The organism is Variovorax saccharolyticus (genome assembly GCF_030316765.1).
Taxonomy (GTDB): domain Bacteria; phylum Pseudomonadota; class Gammaproteobacteria; order Burkholderiales; family Burkholderiaceae_C; genus Variovorax; species Variovorax saccharolyticus.
In genome coordinates, this window is sequence record NZ_JASZYT010000004.1 from 1 (window position 1) to 20,776 (window position 20,776).

Genomic DNA, 20,776 nt, shown 5'->3' on the forward strand with positions numbered 1-20,776 from the left:
GGCCGCGGTGTCGCTGATGGCCAGCCGCGGCGAGAAGACGCCGCTGTCGATGACCATGATGGGCGGCCCGATCGACGCCCGCAAGTCGCCCACCGCGGTCAACAACCTGGCGATGAACAAGAGCTTCGAGTGGTTCGAGAACAACGTGATCTACCGGGTGCCGGACGGCTTCCCGGGCGCCGGACGGCGCGTCTATCCGGGCTTCCTGCAGCACACCGGCTTCGTGGCGATGAACCCCGACCGCCATGCCAGCAGCCACTACGACTACTTCAAGGACCTGATCAAGGGCGATGACGCCAGCACCGAGGCGCACCGCAAGTTCTACGACGAGTACAACGCGGTGCTCGACATGGACGCCGACTACTACCTGGAGACGATCCGCACGGTGTTCCAGAAGTTCGACCTCGTGAACGGCACCTGGGAAGTCAAGAACCCCGCCGGCGAGCGCGAGCCGGTGCGCCCGCAGGACATCCATTCGACAGGCCTGCTGACGGTCGAGGGCGAACTGGACGATATCTCCGGCTCGGGCCAGACCCGCGCGGCGCATGAGCTGTGCACCGGCGTCTCGGCCAAGGAGCAGCGCCATTTCGAGGTCAAGGGCGCCGGCCACTACGGGATCTTCAGCGGACGCCGCTGGCGCGAGCAGGTCTACCCCGAGGTCCAGGCTTTCATTGCGCAGCAGGAGCGCGGCAATCCCCGAGGCTGAGCGCTTCCTGGCTTGGCGGGCCTCAGATCGCGAGGCGATCGCCGCGTGCGGTCGCGCGGGCTTGGGCCCGCACGCTGGCGCGGTCGACGCTCGGCGCCACGCGGGTCACGCCCTGGCCGTAGCCCTCGGCGTAGGGGTTCGCGCTGTGCGCGGCGGCGACGCCCTGCGAGCGCATCGCGGCGCGGTCGGTCGAACTGGCGACGCTGACGACGCCTTGCCCGGCCACATCGCTGAACGGGTCGCCGCTGCGAGCGGTCGCCACGGCTTCGGCGCGCACTGCGGCACGGCTCTGGGTCGAAGTGACCTTGATGACGCCGTCATAGGTTTCTGCCTGAACGCCGGCGGCAGCGAGGATCGCGAGCGCAAAGCCGGAGAGGAGCTTGGAGGCGGTGTTCATTGTCGGATTCCTTCAGGTGGATGGATGGGCTGGCATGGGGCGAAGTTTGCGCCTGCAGGGTGCGGTCTGAATGTGCGTTTTCGCACCCCTGAATGCATGTCGTGCGGCAACCCGGTCATCGCCGCACTTCGAAGATGCGGTTGAAGGGCGTCTCGGCGACACACCGGAAGCGAGTGAACCCGGCCCTGAAGAAGACCTCCTCCAATCGCTTCGGGCCCGCCTGCGCACCGAGCACCAGCTTGCCGCCTTCGGAGATTGCGTGGGCGCAGCACATGACCGATGAACCCGCGTAGTAGAGCTGCCCCACAGGCGAGAGGTTCTGCTCGATCCGGTCGTGAGCGAAGGGCTCGACCAGCAACACCGTGCCGTCCGGCGCCAGCGCATCGGCCGCGTGACGCGCCGCGGCGACAGGGTCGCCCAGGTCGTGCAGCGTGTCGAAAAAGCAGATGAGCCCGTAGCGCCGGCCGGGATAGTCGACCGCCCGGGCCAGCGAGAAAGCCAGGTTCGACGAAAGGCCGGCAGCTGCCGCGTGGGCCCGGGCTGCGCCGATCGAAGCCGCGTGGGTGTCGAAGCCGGAGAAGTGCGAATTCGGAAAGGCCTGCGCCATCAGCAGGGTCGAGTGCCCATGGCCGCAGCCCACGTCCGCCACCTCGATGCCCGCTTCGAGCTGCGAGACCACGCCGTCCAGCGCGGGCAACCATTGCGGCACCAGGCTTGCGCGATAGCCATTGCGGTAGAACGCCGCCACGCCGCATGACATCCGGGCATCGTGCTCTCCCCATGCGACCCCATCGCCGCTCCGGAAGGCGTCGATCGCCAGCTGTTCATCGGCCCACATGGCCGCCGGCACGTTCCAGGCATGCGGGATGAAGCAGGGGCTGTCCTCGTCGGCCAGCACCAAGGCATGTTCGCCGGAGAGCTCGTAGGTGTCGCTGCCGGCGTGATAGACGAGGTAGCCGCCGGCGGCCTGCGAGTTGAGCCATTCGCGCACGTAGCGTTCAGCGCAGCCGCAGCGACCGGCGACTTCCTTGGCGCTGAGCGGGCCGGCGCCGGCCATGGCCCTGTAGAGGCCGAGTTTGCTGCCGAGGCTGACCATGACGCCGGTGTAGCCGGCAGTGACGTCGCCGATGGCGCGCATGGCAAAGGCCTCGAGCTTTGCGGAGTCGATGACAGGTGATTGCATGGTGTTCGGGGGATGAGTTGCGATGACCTGATCGTCTCGAAACTGCGTCGACCCCGGTAGAGCTGATCGCTCCCTCGAACGGTTCTTTCGTGCCACCGCCGCCTGGCGAATCACCGGACAAGGCACTCAGGAGCGTGCGAAATCGGGGATGGCGAAGCGTGTGCGATAGGCCCCCGGTGCGAGGCCCGTCGTGCGCTTGAACAGGCGGCGGAAGAACGCGGCGTCTTCGTAGCCGACGCGCCAGCTGATCTCGTCGACCGACGCGTCGGTGCGTTCGAGCCGGCGCTTGGCGTCTTCGACGCGAAGGCGCTGGACATAGGCGATCGGAGCGATGCCGGTGGCTGCCGTGAAACGCCGCTTGAAGCTTCGTTCTGCCAGCTTCGAGCGCTTGACCAATTCCTCGACCGGGCTGGCGACAGCGAAGTGGGTGGCGAGCCAATCCTGTGCGGCCCGGATCTCTGCATCGCCGTGATCGGTACGGCCTTCGAAGCTCATGTAGGGTGCCAGGCCATCCTGATGCCACTGCAGCGCAAACAAGCGTGCCACCTCTTGCGCATCCGTGGCTCCCGCGTAGCGGGCGATGAGGTAGAGCACCATGTCGTGCCAGGTCGTCGATGCGCCCGAACTGATCAGCTCCTCGCGCACCCCCGAGACCACGAGCACGCGCTCGGGATGGATCGGAACGTCGGGATGCGCGCTCGCGAAGTAGCCGGCGTAGCTGAAGTGCACCGTGGCGTCTCTTCCGTCGAAGAGACCGGTCTCGGCCAGCAGGAACACGCCCGAGCAGGCCGAACAGAGGACCGCGCCGCCGGCGTGCATGCGCTGCAGCCAGTCCACCAGTTCGGGGTAGCGGCCTTTTTGCCAGCCGGACCCGCGCACCAGCACCGACGGCACGATCACGATGTCCGTGGCATCGATCGACTCGACAGTGCGCTGGACGTGGATCGGAACGCCGCTGGCCAGCAAGAGAGGGCCGGTCGACTCGCCGACGATCTCGACCTCGAAAGGCGGGCAGGCGTGGGCGCTCCGCAAGCCCATCAGCGCAGGCGCATTCATCACGTCGTAGATGCCGGCCAGTGTCGCGATCACCGCGTCGGGCAGCGCCAGCAGCGAGACGTGGCGGACGGACGCGCCTGAGCACGCAGCGGCCTGGGCATGGGTGTTGGACATTTCGGGCACCAAGGTGGAGCTTGGCACGAATCGGCAGATTCGTGTGCGCCTCTGGCATCGGCGAGGCCCGGCCTGTACTGCAATCATCGGGGCACCGGGCAGCTTCTTCGCATGCCGAACGAAAGACCATGTCTTTGCCGCTTCCCTACGGTACGCAAGCATCGTTCGCCAATCGCTCCGAAGAATCGCCCGGCGCCGCCTGGTACGTCGTCGCGATCCAGACGGCGAGCGCGACTGCGCTCACGGAGGCTCCCAGGATGCACACGCCGGACCAGCCGGCGTGCGCGTACGCGGCGGTCGATGCGATCGCACCGGCCCCGCTGCCCACGGCGTAGAACAGCATGTAGCACCCGATCAGGCGACCATGCAGTTCGGCCGGCCCTCGGAGGATCATCGCCTGGTTGGTGACATGCAAGGCCTGGCTGCCCACATCGAGCACCAGGATGCCCGCAGCCAGCCACCACAGGGAGGACTGCGTGAAGCTGAGCGGTATCCAGGCCAGAAGCAGCAGCACGAGCGCGGCCGCGCTGGTGTGCTGGCCCCGACCCTGGTCGGCCCATCGCCCCGCTCGCCCGGCGAAGAACGCGCCGACAGCGCCAAGCAGACCGAAGGCGCCGACCGCCGAGTGCGACAGCGACAGCGGTGGTGCCGTGAGCGGCAATGCCAGCGCACTCCAGAAGATGCTGAAGGCAGCGAACATCAGCAGGGCCAGGGTGCCTCGGGTTCTGAGCACCCGGTCCGTCCGCAAGAGTCCCAAGGTCGACCTCAGCAGCCTCAGGTACGGGAGACGCGGGGCCGTGGGCGGCTGTGCGGGCAACTGTCTCCAGATGAGCGCACCGAGCGCAGCCATGACTGCCGCGGAACCGAGGTACACGCCGCGCCAGCCGACCAGGTCCGAAACGCTGCCCGACCAGACCCTCGCGAGCAGGAGTCCGACGACCACCCCCGCCTGTGCGGCCCCGACGACGCGCCCGCGCTCCCGAGGGGCAGCGGTACTCGCCGCATAGGCAATCATCCCTTGCGTCATGGCGGTCCCGAGCAGGCCGACAGCGAGCATGCCGGCCATCAGGGCGACAGTGCTGCGGGCCATGGCGACGCCGCAGAGGGCCAGCACCAGGCCCAGCAGCTGGAGGCGGGCGAGCCGCCGGCGGTCATGCTGGTCGCCCAGGGGAACGAGCAGCAGCAAGGCCAGCACCGACCCGGCCTGAGTGGCCGTCACGACGCCGCCGATGGCGGCGGCTGCTACCTCGAAGTCCACCGCCAGGGTATCGAGCAAGGGCTGGGCGAAGTACACGTTCGCGACGCTGACGCCGCTCGTGCAGGCAAAGAGTGCGACCAGCTTCCGCGGCATCGCCGGGGTGGTGCTCGGAGTCATCGTGGGCATGGCTTTTCTGGTTTTAAAATGAAACCAAAACGAGTCTAGCCTATCGGTTTTAAAATGCAACCAGAAGGCGGTCTGTTGCTGCCAGGAGATCCAGATGGCTGAACGAAAGCGAATGAACACGGCCAGTTGTCCGGTGGCGCGGGCGCTGGACGTCGTCGGTGACCGTTGGTCGCTGCTGATCGTGCGGGACGCGTTCGACGGGGTCAGTCGATTCAGCGACTTTCAAGCGAGCCTGGGCGTCGCGCGCAACATCCTGGCCAGCAGGCTCAAGGCGCTCGTGGAAGAAGGCGTGCTGGAGGCCCAGCCGGCGTCGGACGGTACCGCGTACCACCAATACGTCCTGACGCCCAAGGGGCAGACGCTCTTTCCAGTCATCGTCGGCCTGAGGCAATGGGGCGAGCGCAACCTCTTCCGCCGCGGCGAGCGTCATTCACGGCTTGTCGAAAGAGCGACCGGCAAGCCGGTCGCACGCCTGGAGGTCGCCGATGCCGAGGGGCGCGCCCTGGCATTCGGCGATGTGGTCGTGGTCGAGAAGTAGGGGCTGCCAGAAAGCACCGGCCCGACCCATGCTCGATGCCGCAGCGCCCTGCCGCCTCAGGCGAGCTGCGCGTCGAGCAGGCGGGCCACGTGCACCGCTTCGCGCTGCGCTCCGTCGGCGATCTGGTGGCGGCAGCTGGTGCCGTCGGCGACGACGATGGCGGCCGGGTTCCGGCGCACGGCGGGCAGCAGGGCGGCCTCCGCCATCTGCATCGAGACCTCGTAGTGCGAAGCCTCGTAGCCGAAGCTGCCGGCCATGCCGCAGCATGAACTTTCGATCAACTCCGGCTTGGCACCGGGAATCAGCCTGAGCACGTCGAGGATCGGGCTCACCGCGCCGAAGGCCTTCTGGTGGCAGTGCCCGTGCAAGAGGATCGGCCGGTCGATCGCCTTGAGTGCCAGCTGGAAGCGCCCGGCCGCCACTTCTTGCGCGATGAATTCCTCGAACAGCAGCGCCCGGCCCGCGACGGTCTCGGCCTTCGCGCCCAGGCCCATCACCAGCGTCTCGTCGCGCAGCGTCAGCAGGCATGAGGGTTCGAGCCCGACGATCGCGATGCCCGCATCGGCCAAGGGCAGCAGGGCGTCGATCAAGGCGCCGGCCCTGGCCTTGGCCTCGTCCACCATGCCGTTGGCGAGATAGGTGCGGCCGCAGCAGTGGTGGCCGCCGTCCTTCTGCACGGTGTGGAGCAGGTAGCCGGCGGCCTTGAGCACGCGCGCGGCGGCGAGTGCGTTCTCGCTCTCGAAGTGGCCGTTGAAGGTATCGACGAAGAGCACCGCGACCTTGCCGCCTTGGCCCGCGGCGGCGATCGCCTCTTCGCGGCTCGCGAACATCGAAGGATCGCCCACGCGCCAGAAGGTGTCGCTGCGCCATTCGGGCAGCGAGCGCTGCGCGGAAAGCCCCAGCAGCTTCTCGCCGAGCCAGCGCGCGCCCGGCACGGTGTTGCGCAGATTCAGCAGCCACGGCATGCGGCTGGCCGCATGGGCATAGTCCGGCAGCCGGGCGATGAGCCTGTCCTTGAGCGTGTGGCCGTGCTTCTTCTTGTAGTGCGACAGGAACTCGATCTTCATCTTCGCCATGTCGACGCCGGTCGGGCAATCGCGCTTGCATCCCTTGCAGCCGACGCACAGGTCCATGGTCTCGTGCATGGCTTCGCTGGTGAAGGCGTCGGGGCCGAGCTGGCCGGAAATCGCCAGCCGCAGCGTGTTGGCGCGGCCGCGCGTGAGGTGCTGCTCGTCTCGCGTCACGCGGTAGCTGGGGCACATGGTGCCGGCATCGAACTTGCGGCAATGGCCGTTGTTGTTGCACATCTCCACGGCCTTGGCGAAGCCTCCGGTGATGTCGCCGCCGGTGCCCGGGGCCGTCGTCACTTCCGTCACCGGGTCGGCTTGCACGTTCCACGCCGACCAGTCGAGCACCGGCGTGAGCGGAATGCGCTTGTAGGGCCTGGGAGCGGTCGCCGGCGCGAAGCGGAACAGCGCGCCGTCGTCCATCTTCGGCGGATCGATGATCTTGCCGGGGTTGAAGAGGTTGATCGGGTCCAGCTTCTGCTTGATGGAGCGGAAGGCCTCGTTGAGTACCGGCCCGAACTGCCACTCGATCCATTCGCCGCGGCACAGGCCGTCGCCGTGCTCGCCGCTGAAGGCGCCCTTGTACTTGCGCACCAGCGCGCTCGCCTCCTCGGCGATCGCACGCATCTTGGCCGCGCCGTCGGTGCGCATGTCCAGGATCGGCCGCACGTGGAGCGTGCCCACCGAAGCGTGCGCGTACCAGGTGCCGCGGCTGCCGTGCCTCGCGAACACCTCGGTGAGGCCGTCGGTGTATTCCGCCAGATGCTCCAGCGGCACGGCGCAGTCCTCGATGAAGCTCACCGGCTTGCCGTCGCCCTTGAGGCTCATCATGATGTTGAGGCCCGCCTTGCGCACTTCCCAGAGGTTCTTCTGCGGCGCGTCGTCGCGCATCTCGACCACGCTGCCCGGCAGGCCGAGTTCGCCCATGAGCTCGACCAGGTCCTTCAGCTTCGGCAGCAGCGATGTCTTGTCGCTGCCCGAGAACTCGACCAGCAGGATCGCGGCAGGCCGGCCGATCAGCGCGGTCTCGACCGTGGGCCGGAAGGCGGGGTTGGCGAGGCTCAGCTCGATCATCGTGCGGTCGACCAGCTCCACCGCGGTGGGGCCGAGCTTCACGATGTGCTGCGCCGAATCCATCGCGGCGTGGAAAGTCGGGAAGTTGACGATGCCCAGCACCTTCGCGCGCGGCAGTTCGGAGAGCTTGAGCGTCAGGCTGCGCGTGTAGGCCAGCGTGCCTTCGGCGCCGACCAGCAGGTGCGCCAGGTTGACGCTGCCGTCCGCGGTGTAGGGCTTCTCGCTCTGGTTGTCGAAGATGTCCAGGTTGTAGCCGGCGACGCGCCGCAGCACCTTGGGCCAGTTCGCCTGGATCTGGCTGCGGTGCTGCACCACCAGGTTCCGCACGTGCAACGCGATGTCGCTGGCGCGGGCGCCCAGGTTCGACACCGGACCGAAGTCGACCAGTTCGCCGTCCGAGAGCCACGCGCTGGCGCCCGCGACGTTGTGAACCATGTTGCCGTACGCGATGGAGCGCGAGCCGCAGGAGTTGTTGCCCGCCATGCCGCCGAGCGTGGCCTGCGCGCTGGTGGACACATCGACCGGATACCACAGCCCGTGCGGCTTGAGCTGCGCATTGAGGTGGTCGAGCACGATGCCCGGCTCCACCGTGACGGTGCGGTGTTCGAGATCGAGATCCAGCACGCGCCGGAAGTGCTTGCTGTTGTCGATCACGAGTGCCGCGCCGGTGGTCTGGCCGCACTGGCTGGTGCCGCCGCCGCGCGCCAGCACCGGCACCTTGAGATCGCGCGCCACGTCGATGGCGGTCGCGATGTCGCGCTCGGTCTTCGGCACCAGCACACCGACCGGCATGATCTGGTAGATCGACGCATCGGTCGCATAGCGGCCCCGCGATGCGTCGTCGAAGAGCACTTCGCCCTGCGTCTCGACCGCCAGGCGCCGCGCGAGCGCCGCGCAGATGTCGTTGGGCGGAAGGACGGTACCGGCTGGCTGCAGATGGCTGGCGGGCTCGATGCGCATGGCTGGGGCTTCAGGACTTGGCCGCGTGCGACCGTGGATAGATTTCACCGGCGCGCAGCAGCTCCAGCACGGTGTCGCGCTTGCGGTTCAGGTGTTCGACCAGGACCTGGCGCATCGCGACCGGGTCGCGCGCGCTCAGGGCTTCGATCATTCGTTCGTGCTCGGCCACCGCGCCGGCCCACTTGGCTTCGTTCTGGTTGGTGCGAAAGCGCAGCGACTGCACGCGCGCGTTGATCGAGCGGTAGGTGCTCGTCAGCACCGGGTTCCTGGCCGCCTCGTTGATGGCCGCATGGATGCGCGCGTTGATGCGGTAGTAGCCGGAGAGGTCGCGCCGTGCGAAGCAGGCCATCATTTCGTAGTGCAGCGCGCGCAGCTCGGCCAGTTCTTCGTCGGTGATGCGCTGCGCCGCCAGTTCGCCGGACATGGCTTCGAGCGTCGCCAGCAGCTCGAAGGTGTTGACCACATCGGCCTCGGTCAGCTTGACCGCCACCGCGCCCCGGTTGGGCAACAGGTCGACCAGCCCCTCCGCCGCCAGCAGCTTGATGGCCTCCCGCAGCGGGGTGCGCGAGACGCGCAGCTGCTCGCACAGCTCGCGCTCGTTGAGCTTGGCGCCGGGTGCGATCAGGCCTTCGATGAGCATCGTTCGCAGCCGCGATGCCACCTGGTCGTGCAGCGCCAGCCGCGAGATTTCGATCACTTCCGCCATGCGTTCATTCCTCTTGATTTGTATTTTGAATGCAAATTAATCGGGTGGCAACCTCGTGTTCTAGGGGATAACCAGCATACATTTTTGTGTTTTGAATGCAAAACTAAAAAGGAAAGGACGGCTCCATGCTTCAACTCGACTCCCATCCCACCGGCAGGCACTTCCTGCAGATCCCGGGCCCGAGCCCGGTACCCGACCGCATCCTGCGCGCGATGAGCCTGCCCACCATCGACCACCGCGGCCCCGAATTCGGGGCCCTGGGCCGGCAGGTGCTGGGCGGCATCCGGAAGATCTTCAAGACGCAGCATCCGGTCATCATCTATCCGGCCTCGGGCACCGGCGCCTGGGAGGCCGCGCTGTCGAACACGCTGAGCCCCGGCGATCACGTGCTGATGTACGAGACCGGCCACTTCGCCTCGCTGTGGCAGAAGATGGCCACCCGGCTCGGCATCTCGACCGAGTTCCTGGCCTTCGACGGCACCGACGACGAGCTGCCGCAGGCCCCGGGCTGGCGCCGCGGCGTGCAGGCCGAGCTCATCGAGGCGCGGCTGCGCAAGGACACCGGGAAGAAGATCAAGGCCGTGTGCGTGGTGCACAACGAGACCTCGACCGGCGTCACCTCCGACATCGCGTCGGTGCGCCGCGCCATCGATGCGGCGGGGCATCCCGCGCTGCTGATGGTCGACAGCATCTCCGGCCTCGCGAGCGCCGACTTCCGCCACGACGAATGGGGCGTCGACGTCACCATCAGCGGCTCGCAGAAGGGCCTGATGCTGCCGCCGGGCATCAGCTTCAACGCCATCTCGCCGCGCGCCCTCGAAGCGATGAAGAGCGCCAGGCTGCCGCGCGCGTTCTGGGCCTGGGACGAGATCGTCGAGATGAACAAGGACGGCTACTGGCCCTACACGCCCAACACCAACCTGCTCTACGGCCTCTCGGAGGCGCTGGACATGATCCTCGACGAGGGCCTGGACAACGTCTTCGCGCGCCACCAGCGCTGGGCCGCCGGCGTGCGCGCCGCAGTGAATGCTTGGGGCCTGCCGATCCAGTGCGCCGACCCGGCCGTGTACTCGCCGGTGCTCACCGGCGTGATCACGCCCGAGGGCGTCGATGCGGATGCGGTGCGCCGGCTCATCCACCAGCGCTTCGACCTGTCGCTGGGCACGGGCCTGGGCAAGCTCAAGGGCCGCATGTTCCGCATGGGCCATCTCGGCGACAGCAACGACCTGACGCTGGTCGCGATGGTCGCCGGCGTCGAGATGGGTCTGAAGCTCTCCGGCGTGAAGCTCGCCGGCAGCGGCGTGCAGGCATCGATGGACTACTTCGCCGGCCATGTCGCGCCGGCCGCCCTGCAGAAGGCGGCCTGAGCGCCCAGGCGTTCATTCAAGAAAAACGGAGACAACATGCAACGACGTTCCTTCATCCAGGCCGCAGGCGCAGCGGCGGCCACCCTCGGCGTGCCCGGCGTGTTCGCGCAGGAATGGCCCTCCGGCCCGGTGCGCATCGTGGTCGGCTTCCCGCCGGGCGGCGGCACCGACGCACTGGCCCGCGTGGTCGCGCAGAAGCTGGCATTGATGTGGAACCAGACGGTCATCGTCGAGAACAAGGGCGGCGTGGCCGGCGTGCTGGCGGCCGAGTACGTGGCGACCCAGCCGAGCGACGGCAGCACGCTGCTGATGGCGCACATCAACAGCCATGCGCTGGCGCCGAGCCTGCAGCCCAAGCTGCGCTACGACGTCCAGCGCGACTTCGTGCCGATCGTGCTGGTCGGCGTCACGCCCAACCTGCTGATCGCGAGCCCGACGCAGAAGGCCGTGACGGTGAAGGACATCGTCGCCCTGTGTGCCGCGGAGCCGGGCAAGGTGAGCTTCGGCTCGGCCGGCGCCGGATCGGCCCAGCACCTGGCGCTGGAGATGTTCAAGCTGCAGGCAAAGGTCGATGCGATGCACGTGCCCTACAAGGGCAGCGGACCGCTGCTGGCCGACCTGATGGGCAGCCAGATCCAGTACAGCTTCGAGACGATGACCGCAGCGACCCCGCACGTGAAGAGCGGCAAGGTGATCGGTGTCGCCCAGACGCGGCTCAAGCGCGCCAAGGGCCATCCGAACATCCCGACCATGCAGGAGCAGGGCTTCGACGGCTTCGAGGCGACCACCTGGTACGGCCTCGCCGGCCCGGGCAAGCTGCCGTCCGGTATCGCCGACAAGATCAACCGCGACGTCAACACCGTGCTGGCGATGCCCGATGTGCAGGAGCGGCTCGACACCTACGGCGCCGAGGACGGCGGCGGGTCGCGCGACAAGTTCGCCAAGTTCATCTCGAGCGAGATCGACAAGTGGGCGCGCGTCGTCAAGGACGGCAAGGTGAAGGTCGACGCCTGATCGGCTGGCCGGCGCATCCGGGCATCAGCCCTCCAGCCAGGCGCTGAGCTTGTCCACGATCTCGCGGCTGCCGCGCTCGCGGCTGCCGTTGTCGTCGTAGCCGTCGAGGAAGGCGCCTTGCTCCGTCATGACCAGCCTGGCGCCGGTGCCCGACGGCTTGAACTCGAAGGTGGCGAGCGAGACCGAGATCTTGCGCCCGTCCAGGCGCATCTCGTATGTGTAGACGATCCGCTCGCCCGGGATGATGTCGAAGTAGGTGGCGTCGAACTCGGTGACGAGGCCGTTTTTCCAGCGGCCCTTCAGCCGCTCGCGGCCACCGACCCGGAAATCCAGGGTTCGCTCGACGACCTCCCATCGGTCGTTGGGCGCGGTGAACCAGCCGTTCTTGCCCTCGATGGTCGCGAACGCGTCGAACACCCGCTGCGGTGTCACCGACGCATAGCTGCGCTCGATGGTGAAGATGCCGTGGGCGACGCTGCGCCGGGTTGCGGTCGGGGTGGTCATTCGGGTTCTCCGTCGGGAAAGCGTTGGAGGTGGTCGCCGAGACGGTCCAGGCGCCGGTCCCATTCGGCCCGGCGCTGGTTGAACCACTGCTCGGCGAGGCTGAGTGCGGCGGGATCGATCCGGCAGGTGCGCACCCGGCCGAGCTTCTCGGACTGCACCAGGCCGCTGTCCTCCAGCACCGCGAGGTGCTGGACGATGGCCGGCAGCGACATGCCATAGGGCCGGGCCAGTTCGCTGACGGTCGCAGGGCCGCGCGACAAGCGCTCGACCATGTCGCGGCGTGTCGGATCCGCCAGTGCCTGGAAGGTCAGGTCCAGATCGGCAGCCAGGGTCGGCATCAGCCGTCCTTCAGGGGAAAGTACTGGAAGAAGGGTTCGGCCTCGGCCAGCACCCTGGCCACGCTGGGCCGCGCCCTCAGGCGGCCGAGGTAGGCGGCGAGCTCGGGCGAATCGGCCAGGGAAACCGAGTGGTCGGCGTAGAACAGCGCCGGCAGCGCCGCGCAGTCGGCCATGGTGAAGGTCTCGCCCAGCGCCCAGGGGCCGGCGATCATCGGGGCGATCAGCTTGTAGCCGGCGCGGATCTGGCCGCGCGCCTGCTCCACTCCGAAGGCATCGTGTTGCCCGGGCGGGCGCAGGCGCTCGGCAACCACCTGCTGGAAAGGAAGGTGGATGTAGGCGTCGATGAGCCTGTCGATCAGGCGGGTCTGCAGCGACAGGTCCGGGTCGCTCGCCAGCAGGTTGGAGGCCGAGTGCTCGCTTCGGGCCAGGTACTCGATGATGATGCTCGACTCGGGGACCGTGCGGCCCAGCAGGTTGTCGCGCAGGACCGGGAACCTGGCCAGCGGCCAGACCGCCTCGAAGGCGGCGTGATCGGCTGCATCACCGAGGTTGATCTGCCGCGGCTCGAAGGCGATATCCGCCTCGTAGAGGGCGATCAGCGCCTTCCAGCAGAAGGAGGACAGCGGGTGGTAGTAGAGGCTCCAGCGCATGTGGCGAATCTCAATACTTAAGTGATTGCCTAAGTATGTGCGTGCACCAGCCGGGCGTCAAGCGGACGTCGGCGCCGAAGGCGCAGGCTAGGCCGCTGGTGCCGCGCGCTGCAGCCGGCGCAGCGCGTCGCGATAGATCCGGTAGACCGGGCCGATGCTGTCGAGTGCGATGCGCTCGTCGGCGGCGTGGATGTTCTCGCCGCGCAGCCCGAAGCCGCACAGCGCCGGCACCCCCAGGCCGTGCAGGTAGTTGCCGATGTTCGAGGGCCCGGCCACGCCGGTCGGCAGCGCGTGGCCCAGTTCGGCGCGGCTGGCCTCGCGCAGCGCCGCGACCATCGGGTTCGAATCGGGGACCCGGTAGGCCGGCCAGCCGGCGGTCCATTCGATCGTGGTCGCGGCCCCGCCTGCCCAGGCCGCGTCCAGACCATCGACCGTGTGCCGCATCCAGTCGCGCGCCTGCGCATCGGCGAAGTCCGGCGTGAGCCGCAGGTCGACGCGCAGCTCGCAGAGGTCGGGCACCTGGCTGTAGCCGCCGTCCCCGGCCTCGATGCCGGTCAGCGTCAAGCGGGGCGCCAGGCCGAAGGCCGGGTCGGTCCCGGGCAGCGGGGCCGCCTCCAGGGCCTGGACCAGCGCGGCGGCTCGCGTGATCGCGTTCAGGCCGCGCTGGCGCGTGGCGCCGGAGTGGGCGGCGATGCCGTGCACTCCGAGCCGTGCGCGCAGGAAGCCGCGTCCGCCGGTGACGATCCGCTCGATGCCCGGGTAGCCGATCAGGACCCCGTCGGGCCGCGGCGGCGGCGCGCCATCGTGCGGCTGGTCGAAGAAGGCGCGGGCACCGCCGAAGCGGCCGGAGTGCTCGTCGAGATCGAACAGCACGCCGAGCCGGCCGGCGAAGCGATCCCGCTCGCGGCCGAAGTCCTGCAGCAGGTGGGCGAAAAGGGCAGCGCCACCCTTGGAGTCGGCGCTGCCGCGCCCGTGCAGCCAGCCGTCGGCGATGCGCGGATCGGTGGCCGACGCGCCGGTCCAGGTCGCTGCATCGCCGAAGCCCGCGGTGTCGAGCGTGGCGTCGAGCACGGTCCAGGGCCCGTCGGGCCGGCTGCCGGCGACTTCGGCGTAGAGGCCGAGGATTTCGCCATCGGCGCCGCGCAGGCGGCGGAAGGCCAGGCCGCGGGCGTCCAGCCAGTCCTGCATGCGCCGCACGACCGGCGCTGGCGCATCGATGCCGGCGCGGCTCGGCGTGCGCACCAGCGTCTGGAGCAGGGCGACGATCGAGTCGATGGGAACCGCGGGATCGGGCATGGCGTCGCTAGGATGCTGCTGGAGCCAGCAGGTGGTTCAGCATGCGGCGCGCGTGCAGCGGCAGCGCATCGGCATCCCGCACGCAGGCCAGCAGTTGCCGGGCCGCCCACGCCTCGGCGATCGGCACCGCACGGATGCGCGGCAGCGAAGGCGAGCGGTCCGCCGCCGCCTTGGGCACGATGCCGACGCCGATGCCCTGTTCGACCATGCGGCACACCGCCTCGAAGCTGCGCACGCGGACCCGGTAGGACAGCCGGCGGCCGAGGCGGCGCGCGTGCAGCGCCACGTGCTCCTGCAGCGGGCTGCCCTCGGGCAGGCCGACGAAACTGCAGTCGATCACCTCGGCCAGGCCGACGCGCCGGCGGCGCGCCAGGGCGTGGCCGCGCGGCAGCACCAGCACCAGGTCGTCAGGCCGGAAGACGAAGTGCTGCAGGCCCTCGACATCCACCACGTCGGAGACGATGCCGATATCGCCGAGCCCGGCGCGCAGCGCATCGACGATGTCGCTGCTGGCCTGCTCCTCGAGGTCGACCGAGACCCGCGGATGCTGCACCAGGAAGGCCCCCAGCGCCTCGGGCAGGTGTTCGGTCATGGCCGAGGTGTTGCACAGCATTCGCACGTGCCCCTGCAGGCCGGCGCCGTACTCGCCGAGCTCGCCGCGCAGGCGCTCCATCTGCTGCAGCACCAGCCGCGCGTGATGGGCCAGCGTGCGCCCCGCCTCGGTCGGCCGCACGCCGAGCCGGGATCGCAGCAGCAGCGGCGTGCCGAGGCCGGCCTCCATGCCGAGCACGCGCTGGCTGGCCGAAGCCAGCGTCATGTGGGTCTGCGCGGCGCCGCCGGTGATGCTGCCGGCCTCGACGATGTTCTCGAACAGCCGCAGGTCGGTGAGGTCGAATCGCATGGGAGCAAGTTAACACGACAGGCTCAGGCTGCGCCTGAGGCCGGGTCCGCGAGATCCGCATTTTCAGGCGCGGCCGCGGCCGCGACACTGGGCCGATGCTGGAATCCGATCTTTTGCTGTGGGCCGGGGTGTCGGCCGTGTTCGTGCTGGCGGGCGTGGTCAAGGGCGTCATCGGCCTCGGCCTGCCGACCCTGTCGATGGCGCTGCTGGCCGTGTGGATGCCGCCGGCGACCGCGGCCGCGCTGCTGATCGTGCCCTCGCTCGTGACCAACCTGTGGCAACTGCGGCCCTGGGCTGGCGTGCGGGTCCTGCTGCGCCGCCTGGCCGGCATGCAGCTCGGCATCGGGGCCGGCACCCTGCTCGGCGCCTGGTGCTTTGGTGCCGCTTCCGCTCCGGGGGCGATGCTGGCGCTCGGGCTGGCCCTGTCCGGCTATGCCGCCTGGGGGCTGCTGGGGCGTCCGCTGGCGCTGCCGGCGCGCCACGAGGCCTGGCTCGGGCCCGTCGCGGGCGCGCTCACCGGCGCGATCACGGCGCTGACCGGCGTGTTCGTGCTGCCGGCGGTGGTCTACCTGCAGGCGCTGGGCCTTTCTCGCGACCAGTTGATCCAGGCGATGGGGCTGTCGTTCACGAGCTCCACCATCGCGCTCGGCATCGCGCTGGCGGGGCAGGGCGGCTATTCGGCGCCGTGGGCCGGCGCCTCGCTGGCCATGCTGGTGCCCGCGCTGGCCGGCATGTCGCTCGGCCAGCATCTGCGGCAGCGGCTGCCGCTGGCCGTGTTCAGGCGCTGCTTCTTCCTGGGTCTGGCACTGCTGGGGCTCTACATGGCGGGCCGTGAAATGCTGCGTTGAGAATCGGGCGCTCCGACGCACAATCGGCGCGAGGCGAATCGGCCGAGACAAGGAGCATGCATGGCACTGGCACTGTGGGACACCGCGATCGTGACTCTCACGGCGTCGATCGCCACCCCGGCAGGCATCGTCGCCGTGTGTTCGGCGGCGGTGGCCGGCGCGCTGGTGGTGGTGAGCTCGTTCGTCAAGACCATGATCCCGCTGCGCTGCCTGGCGGTGGGGGGCAACCTCGGCTTCCTGGTCTATGGCGCGCTGCACCCGTCCCTGATCATGATGCTGCTGCACGGGGCCCTGCTGCCCATCAACATCTGGCGCACCGCGGAGATGGTCCGGCTGACGCGCCGCGTCACCGCGGCGGCGGCCGAGAACGACCTGTCGGGCGTCTGGCTCAGGCCCTACATGCGCAGCCGGCGCATGAAGGCCGGCCGCGTGCTGTTCCGCAAGGGCGATGCCGCCACCCACCTCTACTTCCTGGCGTCGGGCCGGATCGAGTTCGTCGAGATCGGCGAGATGATGGAAGAGGGCCGCCTGTTCGGGGAGATCGCCTTCTTCGCCCCCGACAAGCGCCGCACGCTGACCGCGCGCTGCGCGACCGACTGCACCGTGCTGCGCATCGACGAAACCACCTTCAAGCAGCTGTACTTCCAGAACCCGGCCTTCGGCTTCCAGGTCGTCAACCTGGTGACCTCGCGCCTGATCGCCGACCGCCAGCGGCTCGAGTCGGTGGTCGAGGCCAGCCGGCCGGCGTCGCTGGGGAGCTGAGCGCGCGGGTTCAGGCGACGCAGGCGCGCGCCGCCTCGAGGATCATGTCCTCGGAGGGCAGCTTGCCGATGCCGGCCAGCCCTTCGCGGGCGCACTCGATGTCGTGCCAGCGCACGATGCCGTCGCGGTCGATCATGAACAGGGCCTTCAGCTGCGGCCATTGCCGGTCGACATCCCCCAGGTCGGCGGGCGTGCAGACATAGCCGTCGAGCTTCTCGATGGCCTTGGCGGCCGCCGGGACCGGCAGCGCCTCGGGCAGCTCGCCGGTCGGATTGACGCGGGTTTCCTGCATCGCCTGCAGCATGGCGGGCGTCGGTTCGGGCTTGGGCACCCGGTAGGCCCGGTGGGTCGACAGGGCCGGGTCGGAGGCCAGCCGCAGCGCGGTCGGCCTGAACTTGAAGTAGAGCCTGGCGTTCTCGGGGTCGGTGGCCAGCACCACCAGGCTCTCGATGCCGAGCGGCTTGAGCTTGACCTCGAACTTGCCGAGCTGCACCAGCTGGCGCCGGCAGAACGGGCACCACAGGCCGACCATCAGCGACAGCAGCAGCGGGCTGCGTCCGCGGTAGTCGGCCAGCGACACGGTGCCGGGGCCGGCCACGGCCGGCAGCGCGAAGTCGGGGGCGGCTTCGCCCGGTGCCACGGGGGGGATGGTCGAGGAGGTCATGTTCGAGACTCCTTCGGGCAGGTTCAGCAGAGGAACGGCAGCACCATCAAGGCGTCGGGTTCGAGCCCGGCGCGCTCGCAGACGGTTTGTGCCTTGGCCAGGTAGGCCTCGGCCTGTGGGATGCGTCCGGCGTCGAGATACAACGTCGCCAATCCATCGTAGCAGGGAAAAAGCAGCTGGGGCTCGTCCACCTGCTCGGCCAGCTGCAGGGCTTCGCTGTAGGAGGCGAAGGCCCGCGCATGGTCGCCGTGGCACTGGTAGATCTGCCCCAGCACGATCAGCGGCACCGCGAGATGGTCGAGCAGGCCGAGCCGCCGGTCCAGGCTGGCGGCGGCGCGCGCGGCCTCGATGCCTTCCTCTTCGCAGCGGTTGGTCAGGGCACAGTAGGCCACCGCGAGATTGGCATACAGCCGCGACTGGAAGCCGAGGTCGCCGACCTTGCGCGCGGTCTCCAGGCCGCGCAGGCAGGTCTCGATGCTGCGCTGCGGATCGAGCGTCGCATATAGTACGCCGAGATTGGTGTAGCCCCGGCAGGCGGCCTGCAGCAGCTGGTGCGCCTCGGCCTGGGCCACGCTGTTCTCGATCTGCGCCACCGCCTCGGCGGGGCGGCCCAGCCGTGCCAGCGCGACACCGAGGGTGTTGCAGGCCTCGGCCCGCACGACGGTGGCCTCGCGGCCGCTTCCGGGGGCGTCGGCGGCGGGCAGCTCGGCCAGTGCCCGCTCGGCCAGCGCCAGGGCGGCGGGGCTGTCGCCGGCACGAAAGGCGAGCCGGCCCATCTCCTGGAACAGATGGGCGCGCTCGATCGGGTCGCCGTCCGCGCCCAGGCGCTCGAGGCCGGCGCTGAAGCAGGCGCCGGCGCGTTCGCGCTCGCCGGCTTCCCAGTGCAGGCCGCCGGTCTTGCGCAGTGCCCGCGCGGCCCGTACCGGGTCGCACCGTGTCTCGGCGGCGCGCTGCACCAGGTCGTACTGCGCCAGCGCCTCGGCCCGGCGTCCCTTCAGCCCGTAGAGGTCGGCCAGCCGCTCGCGCGCATCGAGCACCAGCGGCTCTGCCTCGGGCGCCGCCGCCGGCGCCTCCGCCGGCTCTTCGGCCAGCGTGCGCAGCGCCCGTTCGTAGTGGCGGATCGCGTCGTCGTTCGCATAGACGGCCCGCGCGCGGTCGCCGGCGGCCAGCAGGTAGCGGGCGCCGCGCCGGGTGTCCGGCGACAGGCTCCAGTGGTGGCCGAGCGCCTCCAGCTCGGCCAGGCGAAGCGGGTTGCGGGCCTCGTCGCCGGCGGCTTGCTGCCGGTCCGCCGCGAATGCTTCCTCCAGGGCGCGGCCGGCCCGCTGATGCAGTTCGCTGCGCCGTGCCAGCAGCAGGTTCTGGTAGGCGACCTCGTGCAGCAGCGCGTGCGTGAAGCGCCAGCGGCGCGCATTCGACGGCTCGGCCCGGATCAGGTCGGCGGCGGCCAGCCGGCCCAGCGAGGCTTCGGCCGACGGCGGGTCGGTGGCGATGCACTGCAGCAGCGCGGCATCGAAATCGGCCCCGAGCACGGCCGCTTCCTGCAGCGTCCGCCGGTCCTGCGCAGCCAGCCGGTCGATGCGCGACAGCAGCAGGCCGTACAGCGTGGGCGGCACGTCCGCCGCCTCCTGGGTGGCCTCGCAGATCCAGCGGTCGCCCTGGCGCAGCAGCAGCCCGCAGCCGGCCAGGCTGCGCACGATCTCCTCGACGAACAGCGGATTGCCGCCGGCCCGCGTGCGCACCAGATCGCGCACGGGGGCCAGGCCGTCGTCGGCCGGGGCGCCCAGCAGGTGGCTCACCAGCGCCGCGGCGTCCTGGTCGCTCAGCGGGCCCAGCTCGATCACCAGATGCGCGGCCCGCACCGGTCGCAGGGCGCGCGCGTCGGGGCGCTGGGCCGCCAGCAGCATCAGCGGGCGGTCGGCCAGCTGGTCGACCACCTCGCGCAGCAGGTCGACCGATGCCGCATCGGCCCATTGCAGGTCGTCGATCACGATCAGCACCGGCTGTCGGGCGAGGCGGCGCTCGAGCAGCGCCCGCGCCGCCAGCGTGATCTGGCGCTGCAGCTGCTCGGGCTCGATGTCGCGCGGGCCGGCATCCTCGATGCCGAGCAGGTGGTTCACCACCCGGGCAACCGCGTCGACCTCCTCGGCATCGGCCCCGAGCGCCTGCAAGCCCTGGTGCAGCTTGTGCCGCGCGACCTCCAGCGAGTCGCCGGCGTCGACTTGGTAGACCTCGCGGAACAGCGTGCCGAAGGTGCCGTAGGTCGGCTCCCCGTGCGAGGAGCAGGTGGCGCGGCGCACGCCGGTGGCGGCGAGGCGGCTGTCGCCTTCCAGCTTTGCGAACAGTTCGGCCAGCAGCCGCGACTTGCCGGCGCCGGCTTCGCCGACGATGCTGACCAGCTGGGCCTGGCCGCCCTGCATGCGCTCGAAAGCGCCGATCAGCCGCTCGACGGCATCGTCGCGGCCGACCAGCGGCGCCGCCAGTCCGAGTTCGGCGAGGCCACGCGCGGAGACCGCGTCGGTGCGCGCGCCGCGCAGCCGGTGGACCCGCATCGGCTGCGCCTTGCCGCGCAGCGCCAGCTCGGTGGCCGGCTCGAAGTCGAAGCGGTGCCGCACCATCGACCAGGTGGCCTCCGACACCAGCACGGTGCCCGGCTGCGCGGCCGCGAGCAGCCGCGAGGCGGTGTTGACGGTGTCGCCGGTGACCGCATAGGCGCCGCCGGCGCCGCTGCCCAGGCTGCCGGCGACCACCGGGCCGCTGTGGACGCCGATGTGCAGCGTCACCGGCCGCCCGAGCCGCGCGGCCCACTGCAGGCTCAGGCGGCCGACGCGCTCGAGCAGGTCCTGGGCCGCCTCGAGCGCCCGCAGCGGATCGTCCTCGTGCGCGCGCGGGGCGCCGAACACCGCCATCACCGCGTCGCCGACGAACTTCTCGACGAAGCCGTCGCAGCGTGCGATGGCCTGTGCCATCGACTCGAACAACGCGTTCTGGAAGGCGCGCACGGTCTCCGGGTCGAGCTCCTCGGCCAGGGCCGTGAAGCCGGTCAGGTCGGCGAACAGCACCGTGACCTGGCGCCGGTCGGCCGCGGGCTCCGGCTCGGGCGGCGGGCGCGGCGCGTCCAGCCGGCAGCCGCAGCGCTGGCAGAAGGAAGAGGAGGGCAACACCTCGGCGCCGCAGCCTGCACAGGTCATGGTCATGGCGAGTCCCGAGCCGGATGCTGCGCCAGTTCGGGCGCTGGCGCCACTCGGGG

The 20,776-nt window shown here is 69.8% G+C and carries 19 protein-coding genes; 6 read left to right on the top strand and 13 right to left on the bottom strand.

Annotated elements, in window-relative coordinates; all coding sequences use genetic code 11:
• Positions 1-706: polyhydroxyalkanoate depolymerase (phaZ, locus tag QTI45_RS13775; protein WP_286654732.1), on the top strand; the 706-nt coding region annotated here is incomplete at its 5' end.
• Between the two features lie 22 nt (positions 707-728).
• Here the strand turns inward: phaZ and QTI45_RS13780 are convergent.
• From QTI45_RS13780 to QTI45_RS13795, 4 genes are all read right to left on the bottom strand, one after another.
• Positions 729-1,103 carry a helicase SNF2 gene (locus tag QTI45_RS13780; protein ID WP_286654733.1) on the bottom strand — a complete coding sequence of 125 codons (375 nt, stop codon included), beginning with the start codon at positions 1,101-1,103 and terminating at the stop codon, positions 729-731.
• Between the two features lie 115 nt (positions 1,104-1,218).
• Positions 1,219-2,286, bottom strand: a complete 1,068-nt coding sequence (locus QTI45_RS13785) for a class I SAM-dependent methyltransferase (protein ID WP_286654734.1) — start codon at positions 2,284-2,286, stop codon at positions 1,219-1,221.
• 126 nt (positions 2,287-2,412) lie between these two features.
• A complete protein-coding gene (locus QTI45_RS13790; RefSeq protein WP_286654735.1) occupies positions 2,413-3,456 on the bottom strand; it encodes a GlxA family transcriptional regulator in 1,044 nt (347 codons plus the stop codon).
• 145 nt (positions 3,457-3,601) lie between these two features.
• Positions 3,602-4,840, bottom strand: coding sequence for an MFS transporter (locus QTI45_RS13795; RefSeq protein WP_444813278.1), 1,239 nt, complete (start codon positions 4,838-4,840; stop codon positions 3,602-3,604).
• 94 nt (positions 4,841-4,934) lie between these two features.
• Between QTI45_RS13795 and QTI45_RS13800 the strand changes: the two genes are divergently transcribed.
• Positions 4,935-5,378 carry a winged helix-turn-helix transcriptional regulator gene (locus tag QTI45_RS13800; RefSeq protein WP_286654736.1) on the top strand — a complete coding sequence of 148 codons (444 nt, stop codon included), beginning with the start codon at positions 4,935-4,937 and terminating at the stop codon, positions 5,376-5,378.
• Between the two features lie 56 nt (positions 5,379-5,434).
• Here the strand turns inward: QTI45_RS13800 and QTI45_RS13805 are convergent, their stop codons facing one another.
• Both QTI45_RS13805 and QTI45_RS13810 read right to left on the bottom strand, forming a co-directional pair.
• A complete protein-coding gene (locus tag QTI45_RS13805) occupies positions 5,435-8,479 on the bottom strand; it encodes an FAD-binding and (Fe-S)-binding domain-containing protein (RefSeq protein WP_286654737.1) in 3,045 nt (1,014 codons plus the stop codon).
• A gap of 10 nt (positions 8,480-8,489) precedes the next feature.
• On the bottom strand, positions 8,490-9,185 hold the full coding sequence (locus QTI45_RS13810) for a GntR family transcriptional regulator (protein WP_286654738.1): 696 nt from the start codon (positions 9,183-9,185) through the stop codon (positions 8,490-8,492).
• A gap of 125 nt (positions 9,186-9,310) precedes the next feature.
• Between QTI45_RS13810 and QTI45_RS13815 the strand changes: the two genes are divergently transcribed.
• Both QTI45_RS13815 and QTI45_RS13820 read left to right on the top strand, forming a co-directional pair.
• Positions 9,311-10,552 (top strand): pyridoxal-phosphate-dependent aminotransferase family protein, encoded by a 1,242-nt coding sequence (locus QTI45_RS13815; RefSeq protein ID WP_286654739.1) that lies wholly within the window; start codon positions 9,311-9,313, stop codon positions 10,550-10,552.
• A gap of 36 nt (positions 10,553-10,588) precedes the next feature.
• On the top strand, positions 10,589-11,566 hold the full coding sequence (locus tag QTI45_RS13820) for a Bug family tripartite tricarboxylate transporter substrate binding protein (protein WP_286373330.1): 978 nt from the start codon (positions 10,589-10,591) through the stop codon (positions 11,564-11,566).
• Between the two features lie 24 nt (positions 11,567-11,590).
• Here the strand turns inward: QTI45_RS13820 and QTI45_RS13825 are convergent, their stop codons facing one another.
• From QTI45_RS13825 to QTI45_RS13845, 5 genes are all read right to left on the bottom strand, one after another.
• Positions 11,591-12,070: an SRPBCC family protein gene (locus QTI45_RS13825; protein WP_286654740.1), complete on the bottom strand. Its 480-nt coding sequence runs from the start codon at positions 12,068-12,070 to the stop codon at positions 11,591-11,593.
• The gene (locus tag QTI45_RS13830; RefSeq protein WP_286654741.1) at positions 12,067-12,408 is read right to left on the bottom strand and encodes an ArsR/SmtB family transcription factor; all 342 of its coding nucleotides are present in this window, start codon (positions 12,406-12,408) and stop codon (positions 12,067-12,069) included. The genes QTI45_RS13825 and QTI45_RS13830 overlap by 4 nt, the downstream gene beginning before the upstream one ends.
• Positions 12,408-13,058 (bottom strand): glutathione S-transferase family protein, encoded by a 651-nt coding sequence (locus QTI45_RS13835; RefSeq protein ID WP_286654742.1) that lies wholly within the window; start codon positions 13,056-13,058, stop codon positions 12,408-12,410. Before QTI45_RS13835 ends, QTI45_RS13830 begins: the two co-directional genes overlap by 1 nt.
• Before the next feature lie 87 nt (positions 13,059-13,145).
• Entirely contained in the window at positions 13,146-14,354 is a 1,209-nt protein-coding gene (locus QTI45_RS13840) for a M20 family metallopeptidase (protein ID WP_286654743.1), read from the bottom strand.
• 7 nt (positions 14,355-14,361) lie between these two features.
• Positions 14,362-15,255 carry a LysR family transcriptional regulator gene (locus QTI45_RS13845; protein WP_286654744.1) on the bottom strand — a complete coding sequence of 298 codons (894 nt, stop codon included), beginning with the start codon at positions 15,253-15,255 and terminating at the stop codon, positions 14,362-14,364.
• A 95-nt stretch (positions 15,256-15,350) separates the two neighbouring features.
• Here QTI45_RS13845 and QTI45_RS13850 point away from each other — a divergent pair, with 95 nt between their 5' ends.
• Both QTI45_RS13850 and QTI45_RS13855 read left to right on the top strand, forming a co-directional pair.
• Entirely contained in the window at positions 15,351-16,103 is a 753-nt protein-coding gene (locus QTI45_RS13850; RefSeq protein ID WP_286654745.1) for a sulfite exporter TauE/SafE family protein, read from the top strand.
• A gap of 60 nt (positions 16,104-16,163) precedes the next feature.
• Positions 16,164-16,865, top strand: coding sequence for a Crp/Fnr family transcriptional regulator (locus QTI45_RS13855; protein ID WP_286373337.1), 702 nt, complete (start codon positions 16,164-16,166; stop codon positions 16,863-16,865).
• 10 nt (positions 16,866-16,875) lie between these two features.
• Here QTI45_RS13855 and QTI45_RS13860 read toward each other — a convergent pair whose 3' ends face one another.
• Together QTI45_RS13860 and QTI45_RS13865 are read right to left on the bottom strand one after the other, a co-directional pair.
• Entirely contained in the window at positions 16,876-17,529 is a 654-nt protein-coding gene (locus QTI45_RS13860; protein WP_286373338.1) for a peroxiredoxin family protein, read from the bottom strand.
• Positions 17,530-17,552: 23 nt separating this feature from the next.
• Positions 17,553-20,723, bottom strand: coding sequence for an adenylate/guanylate cyclase domain-containing protein (locus QTI45_RS13865; RefSeq protein WP_286654746.1), 3,171 nt, complete (start codon positions 20,721-20,723; stop codon positions 17,553-17,555).
• Between the last annotated feature and the right edge of the window lie 53 nt (positions 20,724-20,776).